26 protein-coding genes and 2 pseudogenes are annotated in these 23,199 nt (G+C 72.3%); 16 read left to right on the top strand and 12 right to left on the bottom strand.

Translation table 11 applies throughout. The features are described 5' to 3' along the window. Window positions 1-52: 52 nt before the first annotated feature. Together PYS65_RS27475 and PYS65_RS27480 are read right to left on the bottom strand one after the other, a co-directional pair. Window positions 53-1,261 carry an RNA-guided endonuclease InsQ/TnpB family protein gene (locus tag PYS65_RS27475; protein ID WP_279336624.1) on the bottom strand — a complete coding sequence of 403 codons (1,209 nt, stop codon included), beginning with the start codon at window positions 1,259-1,261 and terminating at the stop codon, window positions 53-55. After that, window positions 1,258-1,419 carry a toxin-antitoxin system HicB family antitoxin gene (locus PYS65_RS27480; protein WP_279336625.1) on the bottom strand — a complete coding sequence of 54 codons (162 nt, stop codon included), beginning with the start codon at window positions 1,417-1,419 and terminating at the stop codon, window positions 1,258-1,260. The genes PYS65_RS27475 and PYS65_RS27480 overlap by 4 nt, the downstream gene beginning before the upstream one ends. A 126-nt stretch (window positions 1,420-1,545) precedes the next feature. Between PYS65_RS27480 and PYS65_RS27485 the strand changes: the two genes are divergently transcribed. Further along, window positions 1,546-2,304: a uracil-DNA glycosylase gene (locus PYS65_RS27485; protein WP_279336626.1), complete on the top strand. Its 759-nt coding sequence runs from the start codon at window positions 1,546-1,548 to the stop codon at window positions 2,302-2,304. 32 nt (window positions 2,305-2,336) lie between these two features. Then, window positions 2,337-3,303, top strand: a pseudogene (pip, locus tag PYS65_RS27490) (prolyl aminopeptidase). Between the two features lie 9 nt (window positions 3,304-3,312). Here pip and PYS65_RS27495 read toward each other — a convergent pair. After that, window positions 3,313-3,786 carry a GNAT family N-acetyltransferase gene (locus PYS65_RS27495; RefSeq protein ID WP_279336627.1) on the bottom strand — a complete coding sequence of 158 codons (474 nt, stop codon included), beginning with the start codon at window positions 3,784-3,786 and terminating at the stop codon, window positions 3,313-3,315. Next, the gene (locus PYS65_RS27500; RefSeq protein ID WP_279336628.1) at window positions 3,786-4,181 is read right to left on the bottom strand and encodes a RidA family protein; all 396 of its coding nucleotides are present in this window, start codon (window positions 4,179-4,181) and stop codon (window positions 3,786-3,788) included. The genes PYS65_RS27495 and PYS65_RS27500 overlap by 1 nt, the downstream gene beginning before the upstream one ends. Before the next feature lie 156 nt (window positions 4,182-4,337). Between PYS65_RS27500 and PYS65_RS27505 the strand changes: the two genes are divergently transcribed. From PYS65_RS27505 to PYS65_RS27530, 6 genes are all read left to right on the top strand, one after another. Further along, complete coding sequence (locus tag PYS65_RS27505; protein WP_481007801.1) at window positions 4,338-5,147, top strand: nucleotidyltransferase family protein; 810 nt, start codon at window positions 4,338-4,340, stop codon at window positions 5,145-5,147. A 231-nt stretch (window positions 5,148-5,378) separates the two neighbouring features. After that, window positions 5,379-6,218 carry a helix-turn-helix domain-containing protein gene (locus PYS65_RS27510; protein ID WP_279336630.1) on the top strand — a complete coding sequence of 280 codons (840 nt, stop codon included), beginning with the start codon at window positions 5,379-5,381 and terminating at the stop codon, window positions 6,216-6,218. Next, window positions 6,215-6,427 carry a DUF397 domain-containing protein gene (locus PYS65_RS27515; RefSeq protein WP_279336631.1) on the top strand — a complete coding sequence of 71 codons (213 nt, stop codon included), beginning with the start codon at window positions 6,215-6,217 and terminating at the stop codon, window positions 6,425-6,427. Before PYS65_RS27510 ends, PYS65_RS27515 begins: the two co-directional genes overlap by 4 nt. A 338-nt stretch (window positions 6,428-6,765) precedes the next feature. Beyond that, window positions 6,766-8,652: an FUSC family protein gene (locus tag PYS65_RS27520; protein WP_279336632.1), complete on the top strand. Its 1,887-nt coding sequence runs from the start codon at window positions 6,766-6,768 to the stop codon at window positions 8,650-8,652. 135 nt (window positions 8,653-8,787) lie between these two features. Next, window positions 8,788-9,477: a DUF899 domain-containing protein gene (locus PYS65_RS27525; RefSeq protein WP_279336633.1), complete on the top strand. Its 690-nt coding sequence runs from the start codon at window positions 8,788-8,790 to the stop codon at window positions 9,475-9,477. A gap of 84 nt (window positions 9,478-9,561) precedes the next feature. Next, window positions 9,562-9,747: a hypothetical protein gene (locus PYS65_RS27530; protein ID WP_279336634.1), complete on the top strand. Its 186-nt coding sequence runs from the start codon at window positions 9,562-9,564 to the stop codon at window positions 9,745-9,747. A gap of 10 nt (window positions 9,748-9,757) precedes the next feature. Here PYS65_RS27530 and PYS65_RS27535 read toward each other — a convergent pair whose 3' ends face one another. Together PYS65_RS27535 and PYS65_RS27540 are read right to left on the bottom strand one after the other, a co-directional pair. Next, entirely contained in the window at window positions 9,758-10,168 is a 411-nt protein-coding gene (locus tag PYS65_RS27535; protein WP_279336635.1) for a hypothetical protein, read from the bottom strand. A 14-nt stretch (window positions 10,169-10,182) separates the two neighbouring features. Then, complete coding sequence (locus PYS65_RS27540; RefSeq protein ID WP_279336636.1) at window positions 10,183-10,938, bottom strand: ATP-binding protein; 756 nt, start codon at window positions 10,936-10,938, stop codon at window positions 10,183-10,185. Window positions 10,939-11,144: 206 nt separating this feature from the next. Between PYS65_RS27540 and PYS65_RS27545 the strand changes: the two genes are divergently transcribed. The 3 genes from PYS65_RS27545 to PYS65_RS27555 all read left to right on the top strand — a co-directional run bounded on the left by PYS65_RS27545 (window position 11,145) and on the right by PYS65_RS27555 (window position 13,263). Further along, on the top strand, window positions 11,145-12,005 hold the full coding sequence (locus tag PYS65_RS27545; RefSeq protein ID WP_279336637.1) for a helix-turn-helix domain-containing protein: 861 nt from the start codon (window positions 11,145-11,147) through the stop codon (window positions 12,003-12,005). 30 nt (window positions 12,006-12,035) lie between these two features. Next, the gene (locus PYS65_RS27550; protein ID WP_202278730.1) at window positions 12,036-12,317 is read left to right on the top strand and encodes a DUF397 domain-containing protein; all 282 of its coding nucleotides are present in this window, start codon (window positions 12,036-12,038) and stop codon (window positions 12,315-12,317) included. Between the two features lie 139 nt (window positions 12,318-12,456). Next, window positions 12,457-13,263 (top strand): SAM-dependent methyltransferase, encoded by an 807-nt coding sequence (locus PYS65_RS27555; protein ID WP_279336638.1) that lies wholly within the window; start codon window positions 12,457-12,459, stop codon window positions 13,261-13,263. A 92-nt stretch (window positions 13,264-13,355) separates the two neighbouring features. Here the strand turns inward: PYS65_RS27555 and PYS65_RS27560 are convergent, their stop codons facing one another. Further along, window positions 13,356-14,852, bottom strand: coding sequence for a glutamate synthase subunit beta (locus PYS65_RS27560; RefSeq protein ID WP_279336639.1), 1,497 nt, complete (start codon window positions 14,850-14,852; stop codon window positions 13,356-13,358). Between the two features lie 168 nt (window positions 14,853-15,020). Beyond that, window positions 15,021-15,518: an anthrone oxygenase family protein gene (locus tag PYS65_RS27565; protein ID WP_279336640.1), complete on the bottom strand. Its 498-nt coding sequence runs from the start codon at window positions 15,516-15,518 to the stop codon at window positions 15,021-15,023. A 190-nt stretch (window positions 15,519-15,708) separates the two neighbouring features. On the opposite strand from PYS65_RS27565, the gene PYS65_RS27570 reads away from it, so the two are divergent. The 3 genes and pseudogenes from PYS65_RS27570 (at window position 15,709) to PYS65_RS27580 (ending at window position 17,840) form a co-directional block, all read left to right on the top strand. After that, window positions 15,709-16,341, top strand: coding sequence for a nucleoside/nucleotide kinase family protein (locus PYS65_RS27570; RefSeq protein ID WP_279336641.1), 633 nt, complete (start codon window positions 15,709-15,711; stop codon window positions 16,339-16,341). Window positions 16,342-16,475: 134 nt separating this feature from the next. After that, the gene (locus tag PYS65_RS27575; protein WP_279336642.1) at window positions 16,476-16,904 is read left to right on the top strand and encodes a CBS domain-containing protein; all 429 of its coding nucleotides are present in this window, start codon (window positions 16,476-16,478) and stop codon (window positions 16,902-16,904) included. A 142-nt stretch (window positions 16,905-17,046) separates the two neighbouring features. Next, window positions 17,047-17,840: pseudogene (locus PYS65_RS27580) on the top strand (methyltransferase domain-containing protein). 26 nt (window positions 17,841-17,866) lie between these two features. Here PYS65_RS27580 and PYS65_RS27585 read toward each other — a convergent pair. Then, entirely contained in the window at window positions 17,867-18,871 is a 1,005-nt protein-coding gene (locus PYS65_RS27585; RefSeq protein ID WP_387036280.1) for a carbohydrate kinase family protein, read from the bottom strand. Then, window positions 18,868-19,776, bottom strand: coding sequence for a pseudouridine-5'-phosphate glycosidase (locus PYS65_RS27590; protein ID WP_279336643.1), 909 nt, complete (start codon window positions 19,774-19,776; stop codon window positions 18,868-18,870). The genes PYS65_RS27585 and PYS65_RS27590 overlap by 4 nt, the downstream gene beginning before the upstream one ends. 100 nt (window positions 19,777-19,876) lie before the next feature. Here PYS65_RS27590 and PYS65_RS27595 point away from each other — a divergent pair, with 100 nt between their 5' ends. Then, window positions 19,877-20,305, top strand: coding sequence for a VOC family protein (locus tag PYS65_RS27595; protein WP_279336644.1), 429 nt, complete (start codon window positions 19,877-19,879; stop codon window positions 20,303-20,305). A 63-nt stretch (window positions 20,306-20,368) separates the two neighbouring features. Here PYS65_RS27595 and PYS65_RS27600 read toward each other — a convergent pair whose 3' ends face one another. After that, complete coding sequence (locus tag PYS65_RS27600) at window positions 20,369-20,932, bottom strand: methylated-DNA--[protein]-cysteine S-methyltransferase (RefSeq protein ID WP_279336645.1); 564 nt, start codon at window positions 20,930-20,932, stop codon at window positions 20,369-20,371. 93 nt (window positions 20,933-21,025) lie between these two features. Next, window positions 21,026-21,925: a glycerophosphodiester phosphodiesterase gene (locus PYS65_RS27605; protein ID WP_279336646.1), complete on the bottom strand. Its 900-nt coding sequence runs from the start codon at window positions 21,923-21,925 to the stop codon at window positions 21,026-21,028. A gap of 343 nt (window positions 21,926-22,268) precedes the next feature. Between PYS65_RS27605 and PYS65_RS27610 the strand changes: the two genes are divergently transcribed. Further along, window positions 22,269-23,153: an MHYT domain-containing protein gene (locus PYS65_RS27610; protein WP_279336647.1), complete on the top strand. Its 885-nt coding sequence runs from the start codon at window positions 22,269-22,271 to the stop codon at window positions 23,151-23,153. Window positions 23,154-23,199: the final 46 nt, after the last annotated feature.

The raw sequence follows: 23,199 nt of genomic DNA on the forward strand, positions 1-23,199 counted from the left end.
TGGAGCCGTGACTCCACCCACCGTTAAAGCGGCGGGCTTCCTGCGTCGGTGGCTATGCCGCCGTGCAGAGGGCCAGCCCGGCCCTGTCGAGTACGTTCGTGGCGCCGACATGGTCCGCGTTCGCGGTGAATCCGCACGCCGTGCACTGGAACAGTGCTTGGGTGACGCGGTTCTCCTTGGCACAGTGCCCACATTCGGGGCAGGTACGGGAGGTGTTGGTGGGGTCCACGGCGATGACGGTCCGACCGGCGCTTTCAGCCTTGCTGGCGAGGATCGCGAGGAACACCCCCCAACCCGCATCAAGGATCGATCGGTTGAGACCCGCCTTCGCGGCCCGCTGGTTCGGGAGGAACACACTGGGCTGTTCGGGGTCGGGCTTGGGTTTGGGGGCCTTGACCATTCCAGCGGTGTTCAGCCGCTCGTGGACGATGACGTCGTTGCCGTGGATGAGATCGTTTGCGATCTTGTGGGCGTGGTCGAGGCGCTGGCGGCGGATTTTCGCGTGGATCTTCGCCACCTTGCGGGCGGCGGCGCGGTGCTTCTTCGTGCGCTGCTTCGTTCGCTTCGGGAATGTCGCGAGGTGCCGCTGCGCTTGGGCCAGTTCGTCGGCCGCTGCTCCGAGGAAGCGAGGGTTGGGGACGTGTCCGCCGTCGCTGGTGGTGAGGAAGTGTGTGACGCCCATGTCGATCCCGACGACCGCGCCGGTGCTGGGAAGCAGTTCGGCGGGGACGTTGTCGCAGGCGAGTACGGCGTACCAGCGTTTGCCCTCACGTTTGACCGTGACGGTCTTGACCCGACCCTGCACCTCGCGGTGCTGGTGGACACGGATGTGCCCGACGCCTTGGATACGGAGACGGGTCTGCGCGTCCTTCGGCGTCGAGTTCCATCGGCAGCCGTCGCCGTCTTTCGGGAAGGTGACGGTGTCGAAGTGCCCGCCACCCTTGAAACGCGGGTATCCGGGCGTCCGGCCAGCCTTCACACGACGGAAGAACGCCTGGAAGGCCTTGTCCAGGCGACGCAGGGTGGCCTGCTGGGAGGAGAACGACCAACGCCCCTGACGCTCGGGGTCGAAGGCGCGGATCTCCTTGAGCTGCGCGGACTGCTGCCCGTACCCGATGTCTGTCTTCGACGAGTGCCGGTAGGCGTCCCGCCGTTCCTGGAGCGCGCCGTTGTACAGGGAGCAGTGGTCCCGCAGCATCTCGCCGAGCGCAGCTTCCTGCTTCTTCGTGGGACGCAGGAGGAATTTGTACGCGCGGATCACGCCTGGCGCCTCCGCTCCAGGCGCAAGGCGTCGGCCAGGAGGACACACGCAGCGGCATTGATCGAGATGCCCGCCCGGTGGGCGTACTCCTCGACCTGCCGCTTCAGCTCCGGGGGGACACGCAGGTTCAGCGACTCCCGGACATCTCCTCTAGCCACAACCAAAATGCTACCACTTTTGACGGAGGATCATGTTAGCGACCCGTCGCTGCGCCACTCCGTGGCCCGGCGAAGGATTCGATTCCCCCACCGGCTAAAGCCGGTGGTTCCCTCGAAAGGACACTGATGGACCCCAGCGGCCTGCCCGGCCCACCCGACACCCAAGACCTCCCGGGCCTTCTCGACCTCGACCGGCGCATCGCCGGCTGTCGCGCCTGCCCGCGGCTGGTGGACTGGCGGGAGGAGGTCGCCCGTACCAAGCGCGCCGCGTTCGCCGACTGCACGTACTGGGGCCGGCCGGTGCCGGGATTCGGGCCGCCGGACGCCCGGCTGCTGATCGTCGGACTGGCACCCGCCGCGCACGGCGGAAACCGCACCGGCCGGATGTTCACCGGGGACCGCTCCGGCGACGTGCTGTACGAGGCGCTGTACGACGTCGGACTCGCCTCGCAGCCGACCTCCACGCACGCCGGGGACGGCCTGGAACTGTACGGCGTACGCATCACCGCACCCGTGCACTGCGCCCCGCCCGCGAACAAGCCGACCCCCGGGGAACGGGACACCTGCCGGCCCTGGCTGGTCCAGGAACTGCATTTGCTGCGGCCGACGCTGCGGGCCGCGCTCGTCCTCGGCGCCTTCGGCTGGCAGGCCGCGTTGCCCGCGTTCACCGAGGCGGGCTGGACCGTGCCCCGCCCCCGCCCGGCCTTCGCCCACGGCACCCACGTCATGCTCCCCGCCCCGGACGGCGACGGCCTGCACCTGTACGGCTGCTTCCACGTGAGCCAGCGCAACACCTTCACCGGCAGACTCACCCCCGACATGCTCCGGGAGGTGCTGCACGCGGCAGCCGGGGCGGCGGGGCTGCCCACGCGGAAACAGAGATGAGTTCGCGCGGCACGGCCCGCTAGGGTGCCGCGATGGGCCTGTATCCGGAGATCGAACCGTACGACCACGGCATGCTCGACGTCGGCGACGGCAACCGCGTGTACTGGGAGACCTGCGGGAACCCGCACGGCAAGCCCGCGCTGGTGCTGCACGGCGGACCGGGAAGCGGTGCGAGCCCCACCCTCCGGCGCTACTTCGACCCGGCCGCGTACCGCATCGTGCTGCTCGACCAGCGCGGCGCCGGACGTTCGACCCCGCACGCCGCCGACCACGCCACCGACATGAGCGTCAACACCACCGCACACCTCATGGCCGACCTGGAGCGGCTGCGCGCCCACCTGGGCGTCGAACGGTGGCTGGTGTGGGGCCGCGTCCTGGGGATCGGTCCTGGGACTGCGGTACGCACAGACGCACCCCGAGGTGGTGTCCGAGCTGGTGCTGACGGCAGTGGCCACCGGCTCGAACCCCGAAGTGGCCCTGCTGACCCGAGGACTGGGAAAAATCTTCCCGGAGGCCTTCGCCCGCTTCCTCGCCGAACTGCCCGCCGACGAGCGCGACGGCAACCCGGCCGCCGCCTACAGCAGGCTGCTGGAGTCCCCCGACCCGGAAGTGAGGGAACGGGCCGCACGGGCCTGGACCGACTGGGAGACGGCGACGATCCCCGCCCCGCCCGGCTCGGTCGCCCGGTTCGAGGACCCGGAGTTCCGCATGGGCTTCGCCCGCACCGTCACCCACTACTGGGGCCGTGACCACTTCCTGGGCGAGGGCAACGACGAGGGCGTGGTCCTCCGCGACGCGCACCTGCTGAAGGGCATCCCCGGCGCCCTGGTCCAGGGAAGCCTCGACTTCGGCAACCTCCTCGGCACCGTCTGGCGCCTCCACCGCGCCTGGCCGGACAGCGACCTGGTGATCGTGGACGAGGCCGGGCACGACGCCGGACCGACCGGGAACGACGCACTGGTGGCGGCGACCGACCGGTACGCACGCCCCCACGGCTGACGGTCCGCCCTACGGCCGCCACACGTACCGCACATCCGGCTCCCGCTCCTCGTTCCCGCCGCCGTCCGTCCACTCCACGGCCTCGAAGCCGTGCCGCTGGTAGAAGCGGTGCGCGGGCGCGTTGACCTGGAAGGTCCACAGGTAAAGGCCCCGCGGGCTGCGCTCCTTGGCCAGCGCGACGAAACGGTCACCGATTCCGCGCCCGTGCCACTCGAGGGCGAGGTACAACTGCGCCAGTTCCTCGCCCTCCAGCACCATCACCCCGACGACACCGCCACCACCCTCCGCTTCCGTCTCCGCCACCCATGTCTCGTGCAGCGGCACGAGGACGTGACGGAAGTAGCCGTACACCTCGTCGTCGGTCCGCGGCCGGACCACGCTCGGCAGCGCGGCGGCGAAGGACCGCAGCCAGACGCCGGCCGCGGCGTCGGCGTCTTCGGGTGAAACGGCTCGGCGCAGCACCATGGTCCGCTCGTCGGCCATCAGGAGACCGCCGCCGCCGTCGTGTCCGGGACGACGGCCGTCGCGGTGATCTCGACGAGCTGCCCGGGGTAGCCGAGGCAGGCCACACCGATCAGGGTCGACGAGTGGGGCCCGGCGCTCAGCCCGGACGCCTCCACCACGTCCCACACGGCGGAGAGCACCGCGGGCTCGGCACTCACCGCATACACGTCCGTGGCGACGACATGCTCCAAGCCGCTGCCCACCGCTCGCAGCTGCTTCTCGAGGTTGGCGATCACCTGCCGGGCCTGCCGCACCGGATCCCCTTCGCCGACCAGTTTCCCGTCCGCGTCCAGCGGAACGGACCCGGCGAGGAACGCCAGCCTGGTGCCCGCCTCCACGACGGAGACGTGGGAGTAGGCGGGCGGGGGGAACAACGTGGGGACGGTGACGCGCCGGATCACGTGGACTCCGATCTCAGAAGGGCGGACAACTCCTCGATCCTGTGCGCCCCGGCGCACCACCGCATCCAATTTTCGGTCGCCCCTCCTCGGCCACCCCCGTACCCTGCGTGTCGGCCACTCCGCGCACCGATGCCCGTCAGGAGCCCCGCAGTGCCCCCCTCTCTCCCCGAGCAGGCATTCCTCGACCGCACCGCCGACCGGCTCGCCGCCCTTCCCGGCGTCCGGGCAGTCACCCTCGGCGGATCACGTGCCCAGGGCACCGAACGGCCGGACAGTGACTGGGACTTGGCGGTCTACTACCGGGGAGCCTTCGACCCGGACGACCTGCGCGCGATCGGCTGGGAAGGCGAGGTCTCCGAGATCGGCGGCTGGGGTGGCGGCGTCTTCAACGGCGGCGCCTGGCTGACCGTCGACGGGCGCCGCGTCGACGTCCACTACCGCGACCTCGACGTCGTCAAGCACGAGCTGACCGAGGCGGAACACGGCCGTTTCCGCGTCGAGCCGCTGATGTTCCACCTCGCCGGCATCCCGACGTACCTGCTCGTCGCGGAGCTTGCGATCAACAGAACGTTGCGCGGCGACCTCCCCCGCCCCGCCGCCTACCCGCGGGCCCTGCGCGAGAGCGCCCCGCCCCGTTGGTACGGCATGGCCACCGCCATCCTCGCCTACGCCAAGGCCGGCCACGCACCCAAGGGCGCCCTCACCCAGGTCGCCGGGAGCATCGCCGTCGCCGCGACCCAGACCGCGCACGCGGTGATGGCGGCGCGCGGGGAGTGGGTCACCAACGAGAAGGGGCTGATCCACCGGGCGGGGCTGAGCGAAGCCGACGCCCTGCTGGAGTCGCTGACGGCAAGCCCGGACGATCTCGTGCACGCGGTCACGGCCGCCGAAACGCTGTTCTGTCGGGCCGTGGAGACAGCCCGGCGGCGATCCGGCTGAGTGTCAGCGGTGTCAGCCGGCGAGGCGCGCGCCGCGCGGGGGCGAGGTGAACTGCATCGCGAACGTGCGGGTCGGCCAAGCGTGACGCGCTGACCGGCGGTGGCTGTACGTGGCCGATGCGGGGCTTGTACGCGGGGTGAGCCGTGACGGGGCCGCTGCGGGGCGGGTTGGTTGCGTACGCGACGACGGTGCGGGGTGTTCGGCGGTGAGTATGTACGGGAGGTGCCGGGCGTGGAAGAACAGCGACAGCAGGTGGACGGCCAGGAGCAGGAGGCCAGCGCGGGCATCCTGCACGTCTTCGGACGGCAGTTGAAGCTGTGCAGGGAGCGGGCGGGGCTGGATCGGGCGGAGTTGGGGAGCAGGGCGGGGTACTCCGCGTCGACCATCGCCAGCTTCGAGCAGGGGAGGCGGATCCCGCCGCCCAAGTTCATCGACAACGCGGATGAACTGCTCGACGCGGGTGGGTTGTTGAAGGCGGGGAAGGAGGAGGTGGCTCGGGCGCAGTATCCGGCGTTCTTTCGGGATGCGGCGCGGTTGGAGGGCGAGGCGGTTGAGATTCACCTGTACGACACTCACCTGGTCAACGGGCTGCTGCAGACGGAGGAGTACGCGCGGGCGGTCTTCGCCATGTGGCAGCCGCTTCTGGACGAGGCGATCATCGAGCAGCGTGTCGCCGCACGACTGGCACGACAGGAGATCTTCACTCGGCGCCCCGCGCCACACCTCAGCTTCGTGATCGAGGAGACTGTCCTGCTCCGCCCGATTGGCGGCAAGGCTGCCTGGCGGGGCCAGTTGGAGCACCTGATGCTGATCGCGGAGAAGCGCAACGTGGTGATCCAGGTGATGCCGCTCTCTCGTCAGGAACACGCGGGACTGGCTGGACCGTTCACCTTGATGGAGACCAGGGATGAGCGGAGGATCGCCTACACGGAAGTGCAGGGTGACAGCCGTGTCCACACAGAGCGTCGGAAGGTACGAGGTCTTGAGCGCACATACGGGATCCTCCGCGCTCAGGCCCTCACTCCGACAGACTCGCTTGCGTTGATCGAGAAGCTGCTGGGAGAGAGATGAGCGGGGACAAGACCAGGCCTGACGTCGATGACTTGGCGTGGTTCAAGAGCAGTTACAGCGCTGGCGATGGTGGCCAGTGCGTTGAGGTAGCCGCCGGGAGCGGTGTCGTGCGCGTACGCGACTCGAAGGACGAGGCGAGTGCCCTGGTCAGCCTTACACCAGGTGCATGGGCGGAGTTCGTCGGATTCGCCGCCCGGCACACCGCGTAGAGCGAAGAACACCTCGGTGCCCCGTGACCGCTGACCTGAGGCATGGGGCACCGGCGTACCCACGAGGACTGCGACGGCGACCGGCGGCCGGCCGCGATCTCGGCAGCCGTGGCCCACGGGAGGGAGGAACGACCCCGGTCCCGCGGACATCCCGCGGAACAAGCGCGTCGCGGACCGTGTTCCTTCGAGAGCACCCTTTTCGCTCGCATTGGTCACATCCCGGAAACGAGACTGTCCCCTTCCCTCCGACCATCCCGTTTACGGTGGACATCGCGTCCCCAGCCCGGTCACCGTCGCCCGCGAGCCCGCCCCGCCCCCGACGAGACGACTGGAGCACCGTGTCCCGCACCACGCCCGCCGTACCCCTCTGGCTCGCCCACGCCCTGCGGGCCCAGCGCGGACCGGTCCCGTGGAGCGCGGTCACGCGGGGAGTACTGGGCGGCGGGCCCCTGCTGGTCGCCGCCCTCCTCGCCGGGCACCCCACCCTCGGCGTCGTCGCCGCCATCGGCGCCATGTTCGCCGGGATCAACGACCTGCCGGGCAGCCGACGCGCCTCCGTCAGCCGGATCGGAGTGCCCGCGCTCGCCGGGGCGGCCGGGCTCCTCGTCGGGACGTACGCGGGGGACCACCTCCCGGCCGTACCGCTGACCCTGGCCCTGACAGGGTGCGGGCTGGTCGCCGGCGCGGTCAGCGCGCTGAGTCCCACCGGCTCCGCCGCCGGGATCCAGTTGCTCGTCGGGGCCGCCGTCGGCGCCGGAATGCCCCTGCCCGAACCAGGAGGGCAGCGGGCGCTCGCCTTCCTCGCCGGAGCCGCGTGGCTGCTCCTGCTGCGGCTGGCGCTGCCCGCTTGGGGGTCCCTCGCGGGAGACTTCCGGTTCGACGGCGAGCGGCATGCCGTGGCCGGCGTGTACGAGGCCGTCGCCGCGCTGCTCGACGCCGCCGGCTCACCCGCCGCCACCGCGCGGCGTGCCGCACTCACCGCCGCCCTCGACCACGCGCAGGACGCGCTCGCCGGACCCCGGCTGCGGCGGTACGCCGGTTCCGCGGCCGAACGGCGACTGCACGCCCAGTACGCCGCCGCGCTGCCGCTGGCGGAGGCCGCGACCGCGCTGGCCTGGGCGGGGGAGGCCGTACCGGCTCGTGCGTCCGAAGGGCCCCGGCGGCTCGCCGTCGCCGTACGCGACGGTGAGCCCAGCGGGCCGCTGCCCGCACCCTCCCGGTCCGTCCCCGCGCTGCGCGCCCTCGACGACGCCCTCCTGCGCGCCGCCGTGGCCTTCGACCGGGCCGACGGCGGCGACCTGCACACGCGCCGCCGGTCCCGCGCCGCTCTCACCCGTACCCTCCTCGGCCCCCGGGGACAGGAGTACGGCCTGCGGGTCGCCCTCTGCTTCGGCGTGAGCGTCGCCGTCGCCCAGGCCCTGTACCACGCCCGCTGGGACGGGCAGCACACGTACTGGTACTGGCTGCCCGTCACCGCCGTCTTCCTCGTCAAGCCCGACCTCGGACCGCTCGCCTCGCGGGTGCTGAACCGGGCTGCCGGAACCGTGCTCGGGGCGCTCCTGTTCGCCGGGTCCGCCGCCGTGCTGCCCCGGCCGGAAGGACTCATCGCGCTGGTGGCGGTCAGCGGGGCGCTCATCCCGGTCGCCGCCCGGCACTTCGCCGCGCAGACCACCGTCATCACCGTGCTCGTGCTCGCCCTGGTGATGGTGGGCGGTGAACCGCAGGCCTCCGTGGCACGGATCGGCGAGACGCTGCTGGCCTGTGTCATCGTGCTCGTCGTCGGGCACCTGCCGATGCCCGTGCGGCGCGGCGGCGCCATCCGGGTCCGGCTCACGGAAGCGGGGGAGGCCGCGCACGCGTACCTCGCCCATGTGCTGGACGGGTCCGGCGACCGCACGGCCCGCTGGGTCCTGCGCCGTGAGGCCTACCGCGCCCTCGCCGAGGCCCGCGGCGCCATCGCGCTCGCCTCCGCGGAGCTGCCCGCGCTCGCCCGGCACGCCGACGGCGCGGACGAGTTCGCCGCCCTCCTCGAACGGCTCGTCGACACCACCACCGCCTGCGCCGTCCACCTCGACGACACGGGACGGCTCGACACCCGTCACGCCGAGCAGCTCGCCGAACTCCGGGACGCCCTCGACCGGCGCCGCGAGCGCGTCGGGGTCCGGCTGCCGGAGCTGCCCAGCGCCGGGCGAGCAGATGGCGGGGTGCGGTCCGTGCGGCCGTGAGCGGCCGGTGACCCCGGGGCCCCCGCGCGCGCACGACCGGTGCGAAAGATCTCGGGACCGGGCGGGCGGGTTCCGATGAGTTCCGGAGGCGTCGTCGGTCACCCCTTGCAACGGGACCGTCGTACAGGAGGAACCATGTCGCTTCCGGAGATCGTCTCGCGTGCCGACTGGCGCGCGGCGCGCGAGGGACTGCTGGTCAAGGAGAAGGTCGTCACCCGCGCGCGGGACGCGCTCAACGCCGAGCGGCGTCGGCTGCCGATGGTCGGGATCGACCGGGAGTACGTTTTCGAGGGTGGTGACGGGAAGGCCTCGCTGCTCGATCTCTTCGAGGGGCGGCGGCAGCTCGTCGTGTACCACTTCATGTTCGCGCCGGAGTGGGACGCCGGGTGCCGCAGCTGCTCCGCTTTCCTGGACCAGATCGGGCACCTCGCCCATCTGAAGGCCCGCGACACCGCCTTCGCGGCCGTCTCCCGGGCGCCGTACCGGAAGATCCTGCCGTTCAAGGCGCGGATGGGCTGGACGCTGCCCTGGTACTCCTCCTTCCCCGGCGACTTCGACGAGGATTTCGAGGTCACGCTCGAGCGTGCGGGAGAGCTGGTCGAACGGCCCGGTCTCAGCTGCTTCCTACGGGACGGGGACCGGGTCTTCCACACCTACTCGACCTATGGGCGCGGCCTCGACGGGATCGGCTCGACCACCACCCTGCTGGACCTGACGGCACTCGGCCGGCAGGAGGAGTGGGAGGAGCCCAGGGGGCGGGCGTCGGCTTTCGGCGCCCCGGCGGGCAGCGAGCGGATCCGCTATCACGACGAGTACGACGATTAGGTCTCAGTAGTGTCACCGGGCGAGGCGTTCTACCTGCCGCCGGCGTTTGACTCCAGGAGTGCGACGCCGAACGGGAGGCAGCAGGTGAACGGGCGAACGGTGATCGAACGCTTTCCCGCGGGCGGGCCGCGGGGGTCCTGGCCGGCGGAGGAGTTCGCGCGGGAGCGGCGTCTGGAGGGTCTGCCCGCCGAGGTCGTCATGGACCTCGCGACCGACATGTTCCTGGTGGTGGTCCGCAGCGGCGACGGCGGCGCCCAGGCGGCCGGGTGAGGCCCGGTGCCTAGGCGGTGACCGGGCGGGACCAGCTCGGGGTGGTGTCCGTCAGGCGGCACACCGCCAGGTAGAGCGGTATCGGCGGGGTGTAGGGAAGCGTGCAGTCGGGGCGGTGGATCAGGTCGGGCAGGCGCGTGGCGTCCGGTACGAGGGCGCCGGTGTCGTAGCGCGCGGGGGCGGGCCACTCCAGGGCGTAGTCGGAATCGGACGGAACCAGCCACCACCAGTGCGCCTCGTCGGCGTACACGCACCCCACCCGGGGCAGCCGGGGCAGCACCAGTGGTCCGAAGCGGGCCGGTACCGCCACCGCGTCGCAGCCCATCGGCGCCGTCATCCCCTCGGGGACGGGCAGCCGCCGGGGCGGTACGGCCGGTGTGTGCCGTCCGCGCTGGAGGCGGACCAGCGTGTTCAGACTCATGGTGCGGGCACCTGTCACACCCGTCCTCCGTCGCGGCCGTGCCGGCGCGTGGGGACGTACCCGCGCTGATGTGTGTGCGGGGCCGCCGTCGACAGCGCGGCTGTCGCGGACCTCGGGGCCACGGCGGCGTGGTGCCGCTGCTGGGCCTCCTCGCCGTCCGGGCCGTCGTCCGATCCGCCGGCGGGGTCCGGCTTGGGCCGCTCGCCCCAGCCGAGGTCGTTGTGCGGCTCGTCGGGAGGGCGCGCCAGGTCCGCCCTGCGGGGCAGCTCGGCCCAGACCAGCAGCCCGGGACCGTGTTCGTGGGCACCCCAGGCGTGGCACACGGCGTCGACGAGGAGCAGGCCCCTGCCGTGCTCGTCCTCCGGCTGCTGCCGGGTGTTCGCCCGGGGCTGGTCGGGGCCGCAGCCCTCGTCCCGCACGGCTATGCGCACCAGGTCGTCGCCGTCGTGCAGCTCGCAGACTATGTGGCTGCTGGCCGTGTGCACGATGGCGTTGGTGACGAGCTCGGAGACGACCAGGGCCGCCGTGTCGCAGGTGTCCTCGCTGACCGCCCAGCCGGTCAGCCGGGCCCTCGTCAGGCGTCTGGCCTGCGCGGGGGAACCCGGATGAGCGGCCAGTTCGAAACGGAACCGGCGCCGGGCAGCAGCCCCTGCGGCGTCGGCGGCTCCCAGGGTGGGGCCGAGGCCGGAGGGGCTCACAGCGGTGTCTGTTCCTAAGGGCGCGGGCGGAATCACGCTTGCCACTATCGCCCCGCCGTGCACACTTGGCAAGCATCACTCTGAAAAATCCAGAGTGCTGTGTGACGGTCTGGACGGCCGTGGCACACTGCTCGCAACAGCATCCCGTGCGGCGCCAGTTGAGGCTTCCGGAGAAACGTTCGAACGAATGGGCGGATCTTCGAGGAGCTCTCGGATTGGCGCCGCCGGGCTGTCAGGAATCCTTTTCGTGGAGTGCATGGAGTTCGTGGAGGTGGAGCGTGAGTGAACCGCGGTCCGCGCCGACGGTCGGCCAGGTCGTCCTCGGCCGGCGCCTGCTGGATCTGCGGGAAAGCGCCGGCCTCAAGCGCGAGGAGGCCGCCCGCGTCCTTCGCGTCGCCCCCGCCACGATCCGCCGCATGGAGACGGCCGAGGTCGCGCTCAAGATCCCGTACCTCCAGCTGCTGCTGAAGGCATACGGCGTCTCCGACGAGGAGACCGAGGCCTTCGTCCAACTGGCCGAGGACGCCAACCGGCCCGGCTGGTGGCAGCGCTTCCACGAGATCCTGCCCGGCTGGTTCTCGATGTACGTCAGCCTGGAGGGCGCGGCCACCCTCATCCGCAGCTACGAGCCCCACTTCGTCCCCGGACTGCTGCAGACCGAGGACTACGCGCGTGCCGTACTGCGCTCGGGTGCCATCGGGCAGACCAGTCCCGAGGACATCGAGGGGCACGTCGCGCTGCGCATGCAACGGCAGGAACTGCTCACCCGTGACGACGCGCCCCGGCTGTGGGTCGTCATGGACGAGACGGCGTTGCGCCGCCCGGTCGGCGGCCCGGAGGTGATGCGTGCCCAGATCGACAGACTCCTCGACGCCACGAAGAGGCCCAACGTGACACTGCAGGTCGCCCCGTTCGCGGGCGGCCCGCACCCCGGCACGTACGGGCCGTTCGTGCTGTTCCGGTTCGGCATGCCCGAACTGCCGGACATGGTCTACAGCGAGTACCTGACCGGCGCCGTCTACCTGGACGCGCGTACCGAGGTGGCGACCCACCTCGAGGTCATGGACCGCATGGCGGCGCAGGCCGCCTCAGCACATCGCACGAAGGTGATCCTCCGGGATCTCCGCAAGGAGCTGTGAATGAACCACCTCACGTCCCTGTCCCTGTCCATGGCACTGGGCTCCTCCCTCCCGCTGCCCCGGCCGCGGGTCCGCACCGAGCGGATCTACAACGGCATGCCCGCACGGGAGCTGGGCAGCGAGGGCTGGCACAAGCCGTGGAGCGGCGGCAACGGCGGCAACTGCCTGGAGGCGATGAAGCTCGACGACGGCCGGATCGCCGTACGGCAGTCCACCGACCCGGACGGACCGGCGCTCATCTACACCTCGGCCGAGATGACGGCCTTCATCGAGGGAGCCAAAGCGGGAGAGGCGGATTTCCTGCTGTCCTGACGCTTGCCGACCGTTCTACCGTTGCCTCCCGTCCACCGTCGCCTCCCGGCGTACAGCCGATGTTGCTTGTCCCCCCACCGCACACTGGTTCGGCCCTGAAATTGATCACTGACAGTTGCAGACACTTACGGAGTCCGTCATGACCGGGCAGCAGCCCCCCGTCGAGATCGACACGAGCAAGCCGCACACCGCGCGGATGTACGACTGGTACCTCGGCGGGAAGGACAACTACCCGGTCGACGAGGCCATGGGCCGGCAGATGCTCGCCCTCGACCCGAGAGTGCCGGTGATGGCCCGGGTGAACCGCGCCTTCATGCAGCGCGCCACGCGCTGGCTGGCCGGCCAGGGCATACGCCAGTTCCTCGACATCGGCACCGGCATCCCCACCGAGCCCAACCTCCACCAGGTCGCCCAGGAGATCGCACCCGACGCGCGCGTCGTCTACTGCGACAACGACCCGATCGTGCTGGCCCACGCCGGGGCGCTGCTGCGCGGCACCGACGAGGGGGTGACCGAGTACATCCAGGCCGACGTGCGCGAGCCGGAAGCCATCCTGGAGGGCGCGCGGAAGATCCTCGACTTCGACCAGCCGGTCGCGCTCTCCCTCATCGCGCTGCTGCACTTCGTCTCCGACGAGGACGGCGCCCACGAGCTGGTCGGCAGGCTGCTCGCCGAACTGCCCTCCGGCAGCCACCTGGTGATCTCCCACGCGACCTCCGACTTCACCCCCGAGGAATCGAAGGCGGCCACCGAGAAGCTCAAGGCCGCGGGCGTCACCCTGGCCCTGCGCTCCCGCGAGGAGTTCACCCGCTTCTTCGACGGCCTCGAACCGGTCGAACCCGGTGTCCAGGTGCCCCACCTGTGGCACCCCGAGCTGGGCGAGCCCGTACCCGGCCAGGACGACGGGGTGATCCCGGGGTACGGGGCGGTGGGGCGCAAGGCGTAGGCCGTGGCCCGCGGGGCGCAGCTCGTGCGGGCCGACGGGTCACGGGGCGCCGGTCGGCCGGTCGGCCGGCCGGGGCGGTCCCCGTCGGCGTGTCATGCCCTCATCGGGCGGTCGTACGGGCCGATGGGAGCCGGGAGACGGGTGGTGCCGTCGGTCAGACGACGGTCGACGGCCGCCGCCACCGCCCGGCCCTCGGCGATCGCCCACACGATCAGCGACTGCCCCCGGGCGGCGTCCCCCGCCGCGAACACGCCCGGCACATTCGTGGCGAAACCGGCGTCGCGCGCGATGGTGCCGCGCGGCTCCAGCTCCAGACCGAGCCCGCTCACGAGCCCGTCCGCCCGGTCCGGTCCGAGGAAACCGAGCGCGAGGAGGACCAGGCCGGCCGGGAGAACGCGTTCGGTGCCCGGTACGGGGCGGCGCTCCGCGTCCACCTCGACCAGGTGCACCGCCCGGACCCGCCCGGCCGCGTCGCCGGTGAGACGGAGCGCGGACGCCGCGAACAGCCGCGCGTCCGAATCCTCGGCGGCCGCGGGTGCCGTCCGCAGGGCGCGGGCCTCCTCGTGCGCGGGGAACAGCCGGTAGAGCTTCGGGTACGTCGGCCAGGGCTCGGTCTCCTCGTCGCGAACGGTGCCCGGCCGCTCGTAGATGTCCAGCTGGGTCACGGACGCCGCTCCCTCCCGCACGGCCGTGCCCAGGCAGTCGGCGCCCGTGTCGCCGCCCCCGACGATGACGACATCCCTGCCCGCGGCGGACAGCGGGGACGTCACCAGGTCCCCCGCACAGACCCGGTTGGCGAGCGGCAGGTATTCCATGGCCTGGTGAACGCCGGTCAGTTCCCGTCCCGGTACGGCCAGTTCACGCCACACGGTCGCCCCGGTGGCGATCACCACGGCGTCGTGACGCGCCCGCAGCTCGGCGGCGCCGACATCGCGTCCGACCGTCGTGGACGTACGGAACAGCGTCCCCTCGGCCCGCATCTGCTCGATGCGGCGCTCCAGATGACGCTTCTCCATCTTGAACTCGGGGATGCCGTACCGCATCAGCCCGCCGAGCCGGTCGTCCCGCTCGTACACGGTGACCGTGTGACCGGCCCGGGTCAGCTGCTGGGCCGCGGCCAGACCGGCGGGACCCGAGCCGACCACCGCCACCGTCCGGCCGGAGAGCCGGTCCGGCGGGACCGGTACGGCGAAGCCCTCCGCCCAGGCGCGGTCGGCGATGGCGCACTCGACGTCCTTGATGGTGACGGCGGGCTGGTTGATGGCCAGCACACAGCCCGCCTCGCAGGGCGCCGGGCAGAGCCTGCCGGTGAACTCGGGGAAGTTGTTCGTGGCGTGCAGCCGCTCCGCCGCGGCCCGCCAGTCCTCGCGCGAGACCAGGTCGTTCCAGTCGGGGATCAGATTGCCCAGCGGGCACGCCTCGTGGCAGAAGGGGACACCGCAGTCCATGCAGCGGTCGGCCTGCTCGCTGACGAGGGGCAGCAGCGCACCGGGGACGTACACCTCGTCCCAGTCGCGGACCCGCTCCTCGACGGGCCTGCGCGGCCGGTCCCGGCGCGGCGTGGTCAGGAAACCCTTGGGATCGGCCATGGCCGTCTTCCTTGCGTACGCGGTGACGGGCCAGGCGTCGTAGGGCGGCGCTCCTCAGCGGTGGGGCGGCACCTCTCGGGTGCGCTCTCCCCGGCGCTCTGCTCCTTGGCCACGATACGGCTGCTCCAGCGCGCCCGCAGGACCGCGGACAGCGATTTTTCGCCTCCGTCAGGCGAGGGCCAGCACGTAGGACAGTGCGGCCCCCGCCGAGGCGACCGTGCGCACGTGGTTCCACAGCGTCCACTCGCGCACATAGGCGGTCCAGTACGCGGAGGCCTCGGCGGTGTCCGGGGCGAGCCCGGCCAGCACGTCGTTGCGCGGCACGTTCGCGGCCACGGTGACCCCGAACCCGCCGAACAGATACAGCGCGCTGCCGACCAGCAGCCGGACCGCGCCCTCGTCCGGCCACCGCACCGACGTCACCACGGCGATCGCCGCGCACAGCAGCGCCGAGCCGAGGAACACCAGCATGAAGGGTGCCCGCACCGCGGCCACGTTGACCGACTGCATCGCGGCCACGCCCCGCGCGGGCGGCAACGACGCGAGCCCTCTCATCACGAACGTCGAGAAGGCGCAGAAGACCCCCGCCACCAGCCCGGTCCCGAGCACCCCCAGCACCGTCAGCACGGTCAGTACCGTCAGTACGGAGGATGGTTCCTCGATCACGTCGTCGACTCCTGCCCGTCCGCCGGCCGGGACCCTTCCCCGCCGTCCACCGTCACCACCAGTGAAACCGGACACGGGCCCGGCGCCCATGGCCGAGCGTCGCGGCACCATACGCGGACGTCCAGCGCGCCTTTGGCGAAGGACCCGGGGCAGGAGGCGCCGCCGGCGGCGGACGGCGCATCATGGCCGTGTGCGATTCGAAGCGATCACCTGGGACCGGCTCGGCGACCTCCTCGCCGAGCGCCTGACGACGCTGCGGACGACCGACGGCAGCCCCTGGCCACGCGTCGCCCTCGACGGCGCCCCGGCCGGCCGTCCCGGAGATCTCGCCGAGCGCGTCGCCGCGTCCCTGCGGGTCCGCGGACGTCCCTCCCGCGTCGTGAGCGCGGACGGCTTCCTGCGTCCCGCCTCGGTCCGGCTGGAGTACGGCCGTCAGGACCCGGAGTCCTACTACGACGGCTGGTACGACACCGGCGCCCTCCGGCGTGAGGTCTTCGGCCCCCTCGAACCGGGCGGGAGCGGACGGGTCCTGCCCGACCTGTGGGACCCGGCCACCGACCGCGCCACCCGCAGCCCCCGGGTCCCGCTGCCGCCCGGCGGCGTACTGCTGCTGCACGGCCCGCTCCTCCTGCGGCACTGGTTCCCCTTCGACCTGAGCGTCCACGTCTCGCTCTCCCCGGGCGCCCTGCGCCGCCGCACCCCCGCGTCCGGGCACTGGACCCTGCCCGCCTTCGAGCGCTACGAGCGGGAGACCGACCCGGCCGGCACCGCCGACGTCCTGGTGCGCGCCGACGACCCCCGCCACCCGGCCTGGCACGGTTGAGACGTGGCAGCAGCCGAGACGTCGCGGGGCAGGGCGGAAGTGCGGGGCCCGGGTGGTGCGGCGGACAATGGAGAGCGCCGGTACTCGCGGTGCGCCCCGTGCCGCGCCGGCCGTCCGGTATCGGGAGGCACCTCATGACCACCGCCGGAGACATCATGCACCGCGGCGCCCAGTGGATCCCCGCCCACGAGACACTCGACCGCGCAGCGCAGCTGATGCGCGACCTGAACGTCGGCGCGCTGCCCATCAGCGACGAGAACGAGCGGCTCTGCGGCATACTCACCGACCGCGACATCGTCGTCGGCTGCGTCGCCATGGGCCACGACCCGGCCAAGACCACCGCGGGAGAGATGGCCAAGGGGACACCGCGCTGGATCGAGGCGGACGCCGACGTCAGCGAGGTCCTCCAGGAGATGGAGACGCACCGGATCCGCCGGCTCCCCGTCATCGACGACAAGCGACTGGTCGGCATGATCAGCGAAGCCGATCTCGCCCGGCACCTGACGGACGACCAACTCGCCACCTGGGCCGAGAACGTCTACGCCAGGACCGCGACCGGCTGACCCCGTCCCCACCCCGCCCTCGTCCTCCCGTCCCTTGCCCCGCCGCCCCGTCCACCTGGTCCCCGGCTGTGGACACGAACGGGCCGGAGCGTCACCCGTGCCGGACGAGCCGGACAAGCCGGGTGACCGGGGTGATCGCTGCATGGTGCGAACCGACGGGTACCCGCTCGATCACCGGGAGGACGAGGCGGCGGAGCGCCTCGAGGCCTTCGCCGATCTGTTCGATCCCACCAGGTTCCGGCATCTCGAAGCGGTCGGCGTCGGGCCCGGCCGGCGCTGCCGGGAGGTCGGCGCCGACGGTGTCTCCGTGGTGTCCTGGCTCGCCAGGAAGGTCGGACCGACCGGACGGGTGCCGGTCACCGGCACCGACACCGGCCGGCTCGCCCCGGTCGCCCGCCCGCCGGTGGAGGTACGCGTCCACGACATCGGCGCGGAGGAGCCGCCGACGGGCGGTTTCGACCTGGTGCACGTCCGCTTCCCGCTCATCGGCGTGGCGCATCGCGAGCGTGCGGTGTGCTCGACGGCCGGGGCCCTGCGTCCCGCGGGCGTCTGCTGGCCGAGGACGCCGACCCCGCCCTGCAGCCCCTGGCCCGCCCGGACGAGTACGGTCCCGAACAGCGGCTCGCGAACCGGATCCGGCAGGGCCTGCGCAAGCTTCTCGGCGACCGGGGGACCGACCTCGCCCGTGGCCGCGGACTCCCGCGCCTGCTGCGGGAGTCCGGACTGACCGAGGTGCGGGCCGATGCGTACTTCCCGGTCGCGGCACCGGCCTGTGAGGCGTTGGAGTCCGCCACCGTCCGCCTCGTCCGCGACCGGCTCGTCACCGCGGACATCGCCACGGCCCGGGACATCGACCGCCACCTCGCCCACGTCGCCTCCGGCACCCTGGACCTGGCGACGGCCCCGATGATCCCGGCCCGGGGACGCGAGGCGTAGGACCGGGGCCGCCGGGCTCCGGACGATCACCCGGCCGCGTGCCGGCCGGACGGCCGGGGGCGTCCCACGGGTGAGGGTGGGCGGCCGCCCACCTGCCGCACCGCCAGCGCACCCGCCCTGCATCCCTCCGCCACCGCGCGTTCCGGACCGGCGCCCGCCATGAGGGCGGTGAGGAACGCGCCGGTGAAGGCGTCACCGGCGCCCGTGCTGTCCCGGGGCGTCGTGGCCACGGCGGATACACGGGCACACACCCGGCCGGACCGGGCCAGCAGCGCACCCTCGGCGCCCTGCTTGGCCACGACCAGGGGAAACCGCCGGCTCAGCCGGGCCGCCGCGTCCGCCGTCTCGGACGCCCCGGCGAGCAGACACGCCTCGTCACGGCTCGGCAGCAGGACGTCCACCCCCTCGACCAGGGCCAGGAAACGCTCCCTGCCCAGCTCCGTGAGGAAACCGGCCGAGGCCGGATCCAGGCTCACCGGCACTCCCCGGGCGCGTGCCGCCTTCACGGCCACCGCCACGAACGCCCTGCTCGGTTCGGCGAACAGCAGATACCCCGACAGATGCAGCCGGGCCACCCCGTCCAGCAACCCGTCCGACCAGTCACCGGGTTCGAGCCGCAGCGAGGCGCCGCTGTCGGTCAGGAAGGTCCGCTCGGCCGCGGCGCCTTCGTCGACCAGGCAGATCACCGTCCCGGTCGGCGCCCGGGGGTCGACCACCAGCGAGGGGCGTACCCCGCGGGCGATCAGCTCCCGGGTGTGCCACGTCGCCGAGTCCTCGCCCACCCGTCCGAGCAGCCGCACCTCCGTGTCGCCCCAACACGCCGCCCAGCAGGCCACATTGGCCCCCGCGCCGCCGGGAACCGTCCGTATCGCCGCCGCCGTGTCCGTACCGGGGGCGAGCGGCCCCCGGTGCCGGGCCACCACGTCGGTGATGACGTCACCGACGACCAGCAGCGCGCCGGAACGCCCGTCGGCCGGTCCCGCCGTGCGGCCCGCGGCACCGGTGCCGACGCCCGGCCGGGGCTCCGTCACGCCCCGGTCCAGGCCGCCGCGACGCGTGCCGCCAGTCGTACGTTGCCCCGGACCGCCGCGAGGTTGGCGGCGAGGGAGGCGCCGTCGGTGCGGCGCACCACGTGGTCGAGCAGGAAGGGGGTGACGGCCTGACCGGTGACGCCCTCCGCCTCGCACGCGCGCAGCGCCTCGTCCAGCACACGCGCGTGCAGCCCGGGATCCAACTGCTCCTCCTCGGGCACCGGGTTGGCCACGATCAGGGCCGACCCGGGCCCGCCGAGCGCGTCCTGCGCCCGCATGACCCCGGCCACCTGCTCCGGGGTGTCCAGCCGCCAGTCCACGGGGTGTCCCGAGTCCGACAGGTAGAAGCCGGGGAAGCGGTCCGTGCCGTACCCGGCGACCGCGACCCCCAGGGTCTCCAGCCGCTGCAGCGTCGCCGGTACGTCCAGGATCGACTTCACCCCCGCGCACACCACGGTGATCCGGGTCCGCGCGAGGAGCCCCAGGTCGGCCGACTCGTCCTGCGTCACGGTCCACTCGCGGTGCACCCCGCCGAGCCCACCGGTCGCGAAGACCCGTACGCCCGCCAGCGCCGCGAGCAGGGCGGTGGCCGACACCGTGGTGGCGCCGCTCGCCCCGGAGGCCACCGCGAGCGGCAGATCACGATGGCCGAGCTTGCGGAAGCCGTCCTCCTGGGCGACCCGCTCCAGCTGTTCCCTGTCCAGGCCGATCCGGGGCCGCCCGTCCAGCACCGCGATCGTGGCGGGTACGGCACCCTCCTGCCGCACCGCCGCCTCCAGCTCCGCCGCCACCCGGAGGTTGCGCGGCCGGGGCAGCCCGTGCGCGATGATCGTGGACTCCAGGGCCACCACCGGCCGACGCGCGGCGATGGCCTCCCGTACCTCTTCGGACACCGTCAGGGTCACGCGCCGTCTCCCGTCTGTCGCTCCTCCCTCATCCCTGGCGGGACGGACGCCGGGACAAACCTCTTGCGCCCCGTCATGGACATCACGGAGCCTGGGAACCATGACGGACAGCACGGCACGTCTCGACCACGTCGTCCTCTGGGTGCGCGACCCGATCGCCGCCGCCGGCTTCTACGAGGAGGCGGTCGGCCTGGCACCGGTCAGGGTCACCGACTTCGCCGCGGGCGAGGCGCCCTTCCCCTCGGTACGGGTCAACGAGGAGACCCTCCTCGACCTCATGCCCCTCACCATGGCGGAACGGATGACGATGCTCCCCGGCGCGGCCGACAGCTCCGGCCACCCCGTCAACCACGTCTGTCTGTCCCTGCCCGCCGACGGCTTCGAGGCACTGCGCGGCCGCCTCGAGGAACGCTCCGTACCGGTGACGGACTTCTCGCACGACTCCTTCGGGGCGCGCGGCCCGGCCAGGCGCAGCTTCTACTTCCGCGACCCCGACGGCAACGTGCTCGAAGCGCGACACTATGACTGACGCGAACTGACGCGGACTGACACGACTGACGCGGACCGCCCCGACCGGCGCGCCCGCCAGAGGTCAGAAGAGCGGCTCGGGCAGCACACCCTCCAACGCGAGCAGTCGGCGCTTGGTCTCCACCCCGCCGCCGAACCCGCCGATGCCGCCGTCGCTCTCCACCACCCGGTGGCAGGGCACGACCACCGGCAGCGGATTGGCGCCCATCGCCATGCCGACGGCCTGGGCGCCGCCGGGCCGGCCGGCCCGCCCTGCCAGATCGCCGTACCCGACGACCGTGCCGTACGGAACCCCGGAGGCCAGTTCCCGCAGCACCTCGCGGTTGAAGCCCGAGTCCCCCGAGACCAGCGACCAGTCCAGCGGCAGGTCGAAGTCATGGATCTCGCCCGAGAAGTACGCCTCGACCTGGCGTATCGCCTCGGCCAGCAGCGGGGAGTCGGCGTCCTCGGCGGGCTCGGTGCCGAGCCGGGACGCCAGCCGCTCCAGCGCGGCGTCGCGCACCTCGTCGGTGGCGTGGAACACGACGTTGACCAGGCCCTCACGGGTCGCGGCCAGCAGCAGCGGGCCGATGACGGTGCCGACGACCGCCCACACGACCCGCTGCTCGTACTGCCCATGGCTGTCCATGCGCCCCACCGTACGACCCGCCACTGACAACGCCGGGCGCGAAGAACCGCGAAGACCCGCGAAGAGCGGCCCCGTGCGGTGGGCCGTCAGCCGTCAGCCGGCGGCCGTCAGATGCCAGCCGTCCACCGCGTCCCGCACCACGTCGGGTTTGTTGCTGATGATCCCGTCGACCCCGAATCCCGCGACCCGCCGGGCCGCCGCCGCGTCGTCCACGGTCCAGGTGAGGACCTCCAGCGGTTTGTCGTGCGGCCCGCGGAAGGCCTGGACCGCCGCGACGTAAGCGCCGGACAGCGACGTGTGCCGGGGGTTGATCTGGTCGGCGAACTCCGCGTACGCGGGCAGGTCGCTCACCGGGGGCGCACCGATGACACCGGTCTTCACCCCGGGCTTCAGCTCGTGGACGGTCCGCACGCTGTCCGCACTGAAGCTCTGCACGACCAGCCGGTCGCTCAGGTGTGCGCGGTCGAGCCAGCCCTCGTTGCTCAGGACCTTCAGGGTCTCCTGCTCGATGCCGGGATACAGCTCCGGGCTCTTGAGCTCCAGCAGCAGCTTCTGGTCGTGCCGCTCCACATGCCGCACGAACTGCTCCAGCGTCGGCACGCGCACGCCCGCGTACGCGGGGCCGAACCAGCTGCCCGCGTCGAGGCGGGCGACCTCCGCGGCGGTGAAGTCCTTCACCTTCCACGGCGACCGGCCGGGGAAGACCGTCTCGACGTTCGTGGTGCGCGCCAGGCTGTCGTCGTGCAGGACGACGAGCTCACCGTCCTTGGTGCGCTGGACGTCGTTCTCCACCCAGTCGATGCCGAGCGCGGCGGCCTCGTCGACGGCTGCCAGGGTGTTCTCGGGCGCGTATCCGGAGGCGCCCCGGTGGGCGACCACCACGGGCGGCGTGCCACCGTCGGCGGCGCGCGCGGGCGCGGGGGAGAGGGGAAGCAGGAGAGCGGTGGCTCCCAGGAGCGCGGTGGTCGAGGCGACAACGGCGCGCATGTGCATGCGGACTCCTCGCGTCGAGCGGTAAGGACTTTTCGAACATGCGGAAGATGCAGGGCATGTCGGTCACACAGGGCATCCCAAGCAACACGGACAGTGCAACTCTGGCAGCAGAAGGTCAACGCGGGGCGGGTGCGGGATGGCCGCGGATTGAACGGTCTTGCCCCAACTCCGCGCACTGGAGCCGCACAAGTGAGAAAAGAGTGTGTTTCTTTGCCCGGATAATCGTTCGACCATTCCGGTGGCAGTCATACTCTCTGCGTCAACCCTGGCCGCCGAGCGGTCCTGGGAGGGGGTTCACGACACACGATTCCGGGACGCAAACGGTGGGAAAGGGCAGCCGCGCATGCAGAGCACGGTCGACGGATTCAGCTACGGCGTGGTCACACCGGTGGTGGCCTTCCTCATGGCCTGCCTCGGCGGCGCCCTGGGTCTGCGGTGCGCCATCAGGCCCCTCGTCGTGGCCCGGTCCTGGCGCCCCGGCTGGCTCGCCCTGGGCGCGGCGGCCATCGCCTCCGGTATATGGACGATGCACTTCATCGCGATGACGGGCTTCACGATCGAGGGAACGCCCATCCACTACGACCGTGTGACGACGCTCGCCAGCCTGGGCGTCGCCCTCGTCATGGTGGGCATCGGGATCTTCATCGTCGGCTACCGGGGCGCGACCGGGACGCCGCTGTTCACCGGGGGCACCATCACCGGCCTCGGTATCGCCTCCATGCACTACCTGGGCATGGCCGGCATGAGCCTCGACGGAACACTGGAGTACGACACGCTCACCGTCGCCGGGTCCGTCGCCATCGCCATGGTCGCCGCCACCGCCGCCCTGTGGGCGGCCGGACAGGCCAGAGGCCTCCTGTGGAGCGTGGGCGCGAGTCTCGTCATGGGTCTCGCGGTCACCGGCATGCACTACACCGGCATGGCCGCCCTGGAGGTCCACGTCCACGGAACGGCCGCCCCCGCCGAGGGGGAGTCCGCGGCCGCGCTGCTCGCGCCCATGATGCTCGGCCCGCTCGTCCTCCTCGTCCTGGCCGGTGTCGTGGTGATCTTCGACCCGCTGATGATCAGAGGGAGGCCCGGCCCGGCCCCCGCCGAGCACAGGCCCGGCGTCCCCGCCCACCACCGGGACCACCGGCATCACCACCACTCCTCCTCCCTCCCGACCCGCCTTCGGCCGCGGGCCCGCGGCCCCGTCGAGCACCGCTCCCGCACCCCGCAGAAGCGCTGACCGCAGTCCTCCACCGGGCCCGGCCGGGACCTGTTGTCAGTGCCGG

It is taken from the genome of Streptomyces cathayae, from assembly GCF_029760955.1.
GTDB classification, from domain to species: Bacteria; Actinomycetota; Actinomycetes; order Streptomycetales; family Streptomycetaceae; genus Streptomyces; species Streptomyces cathayae.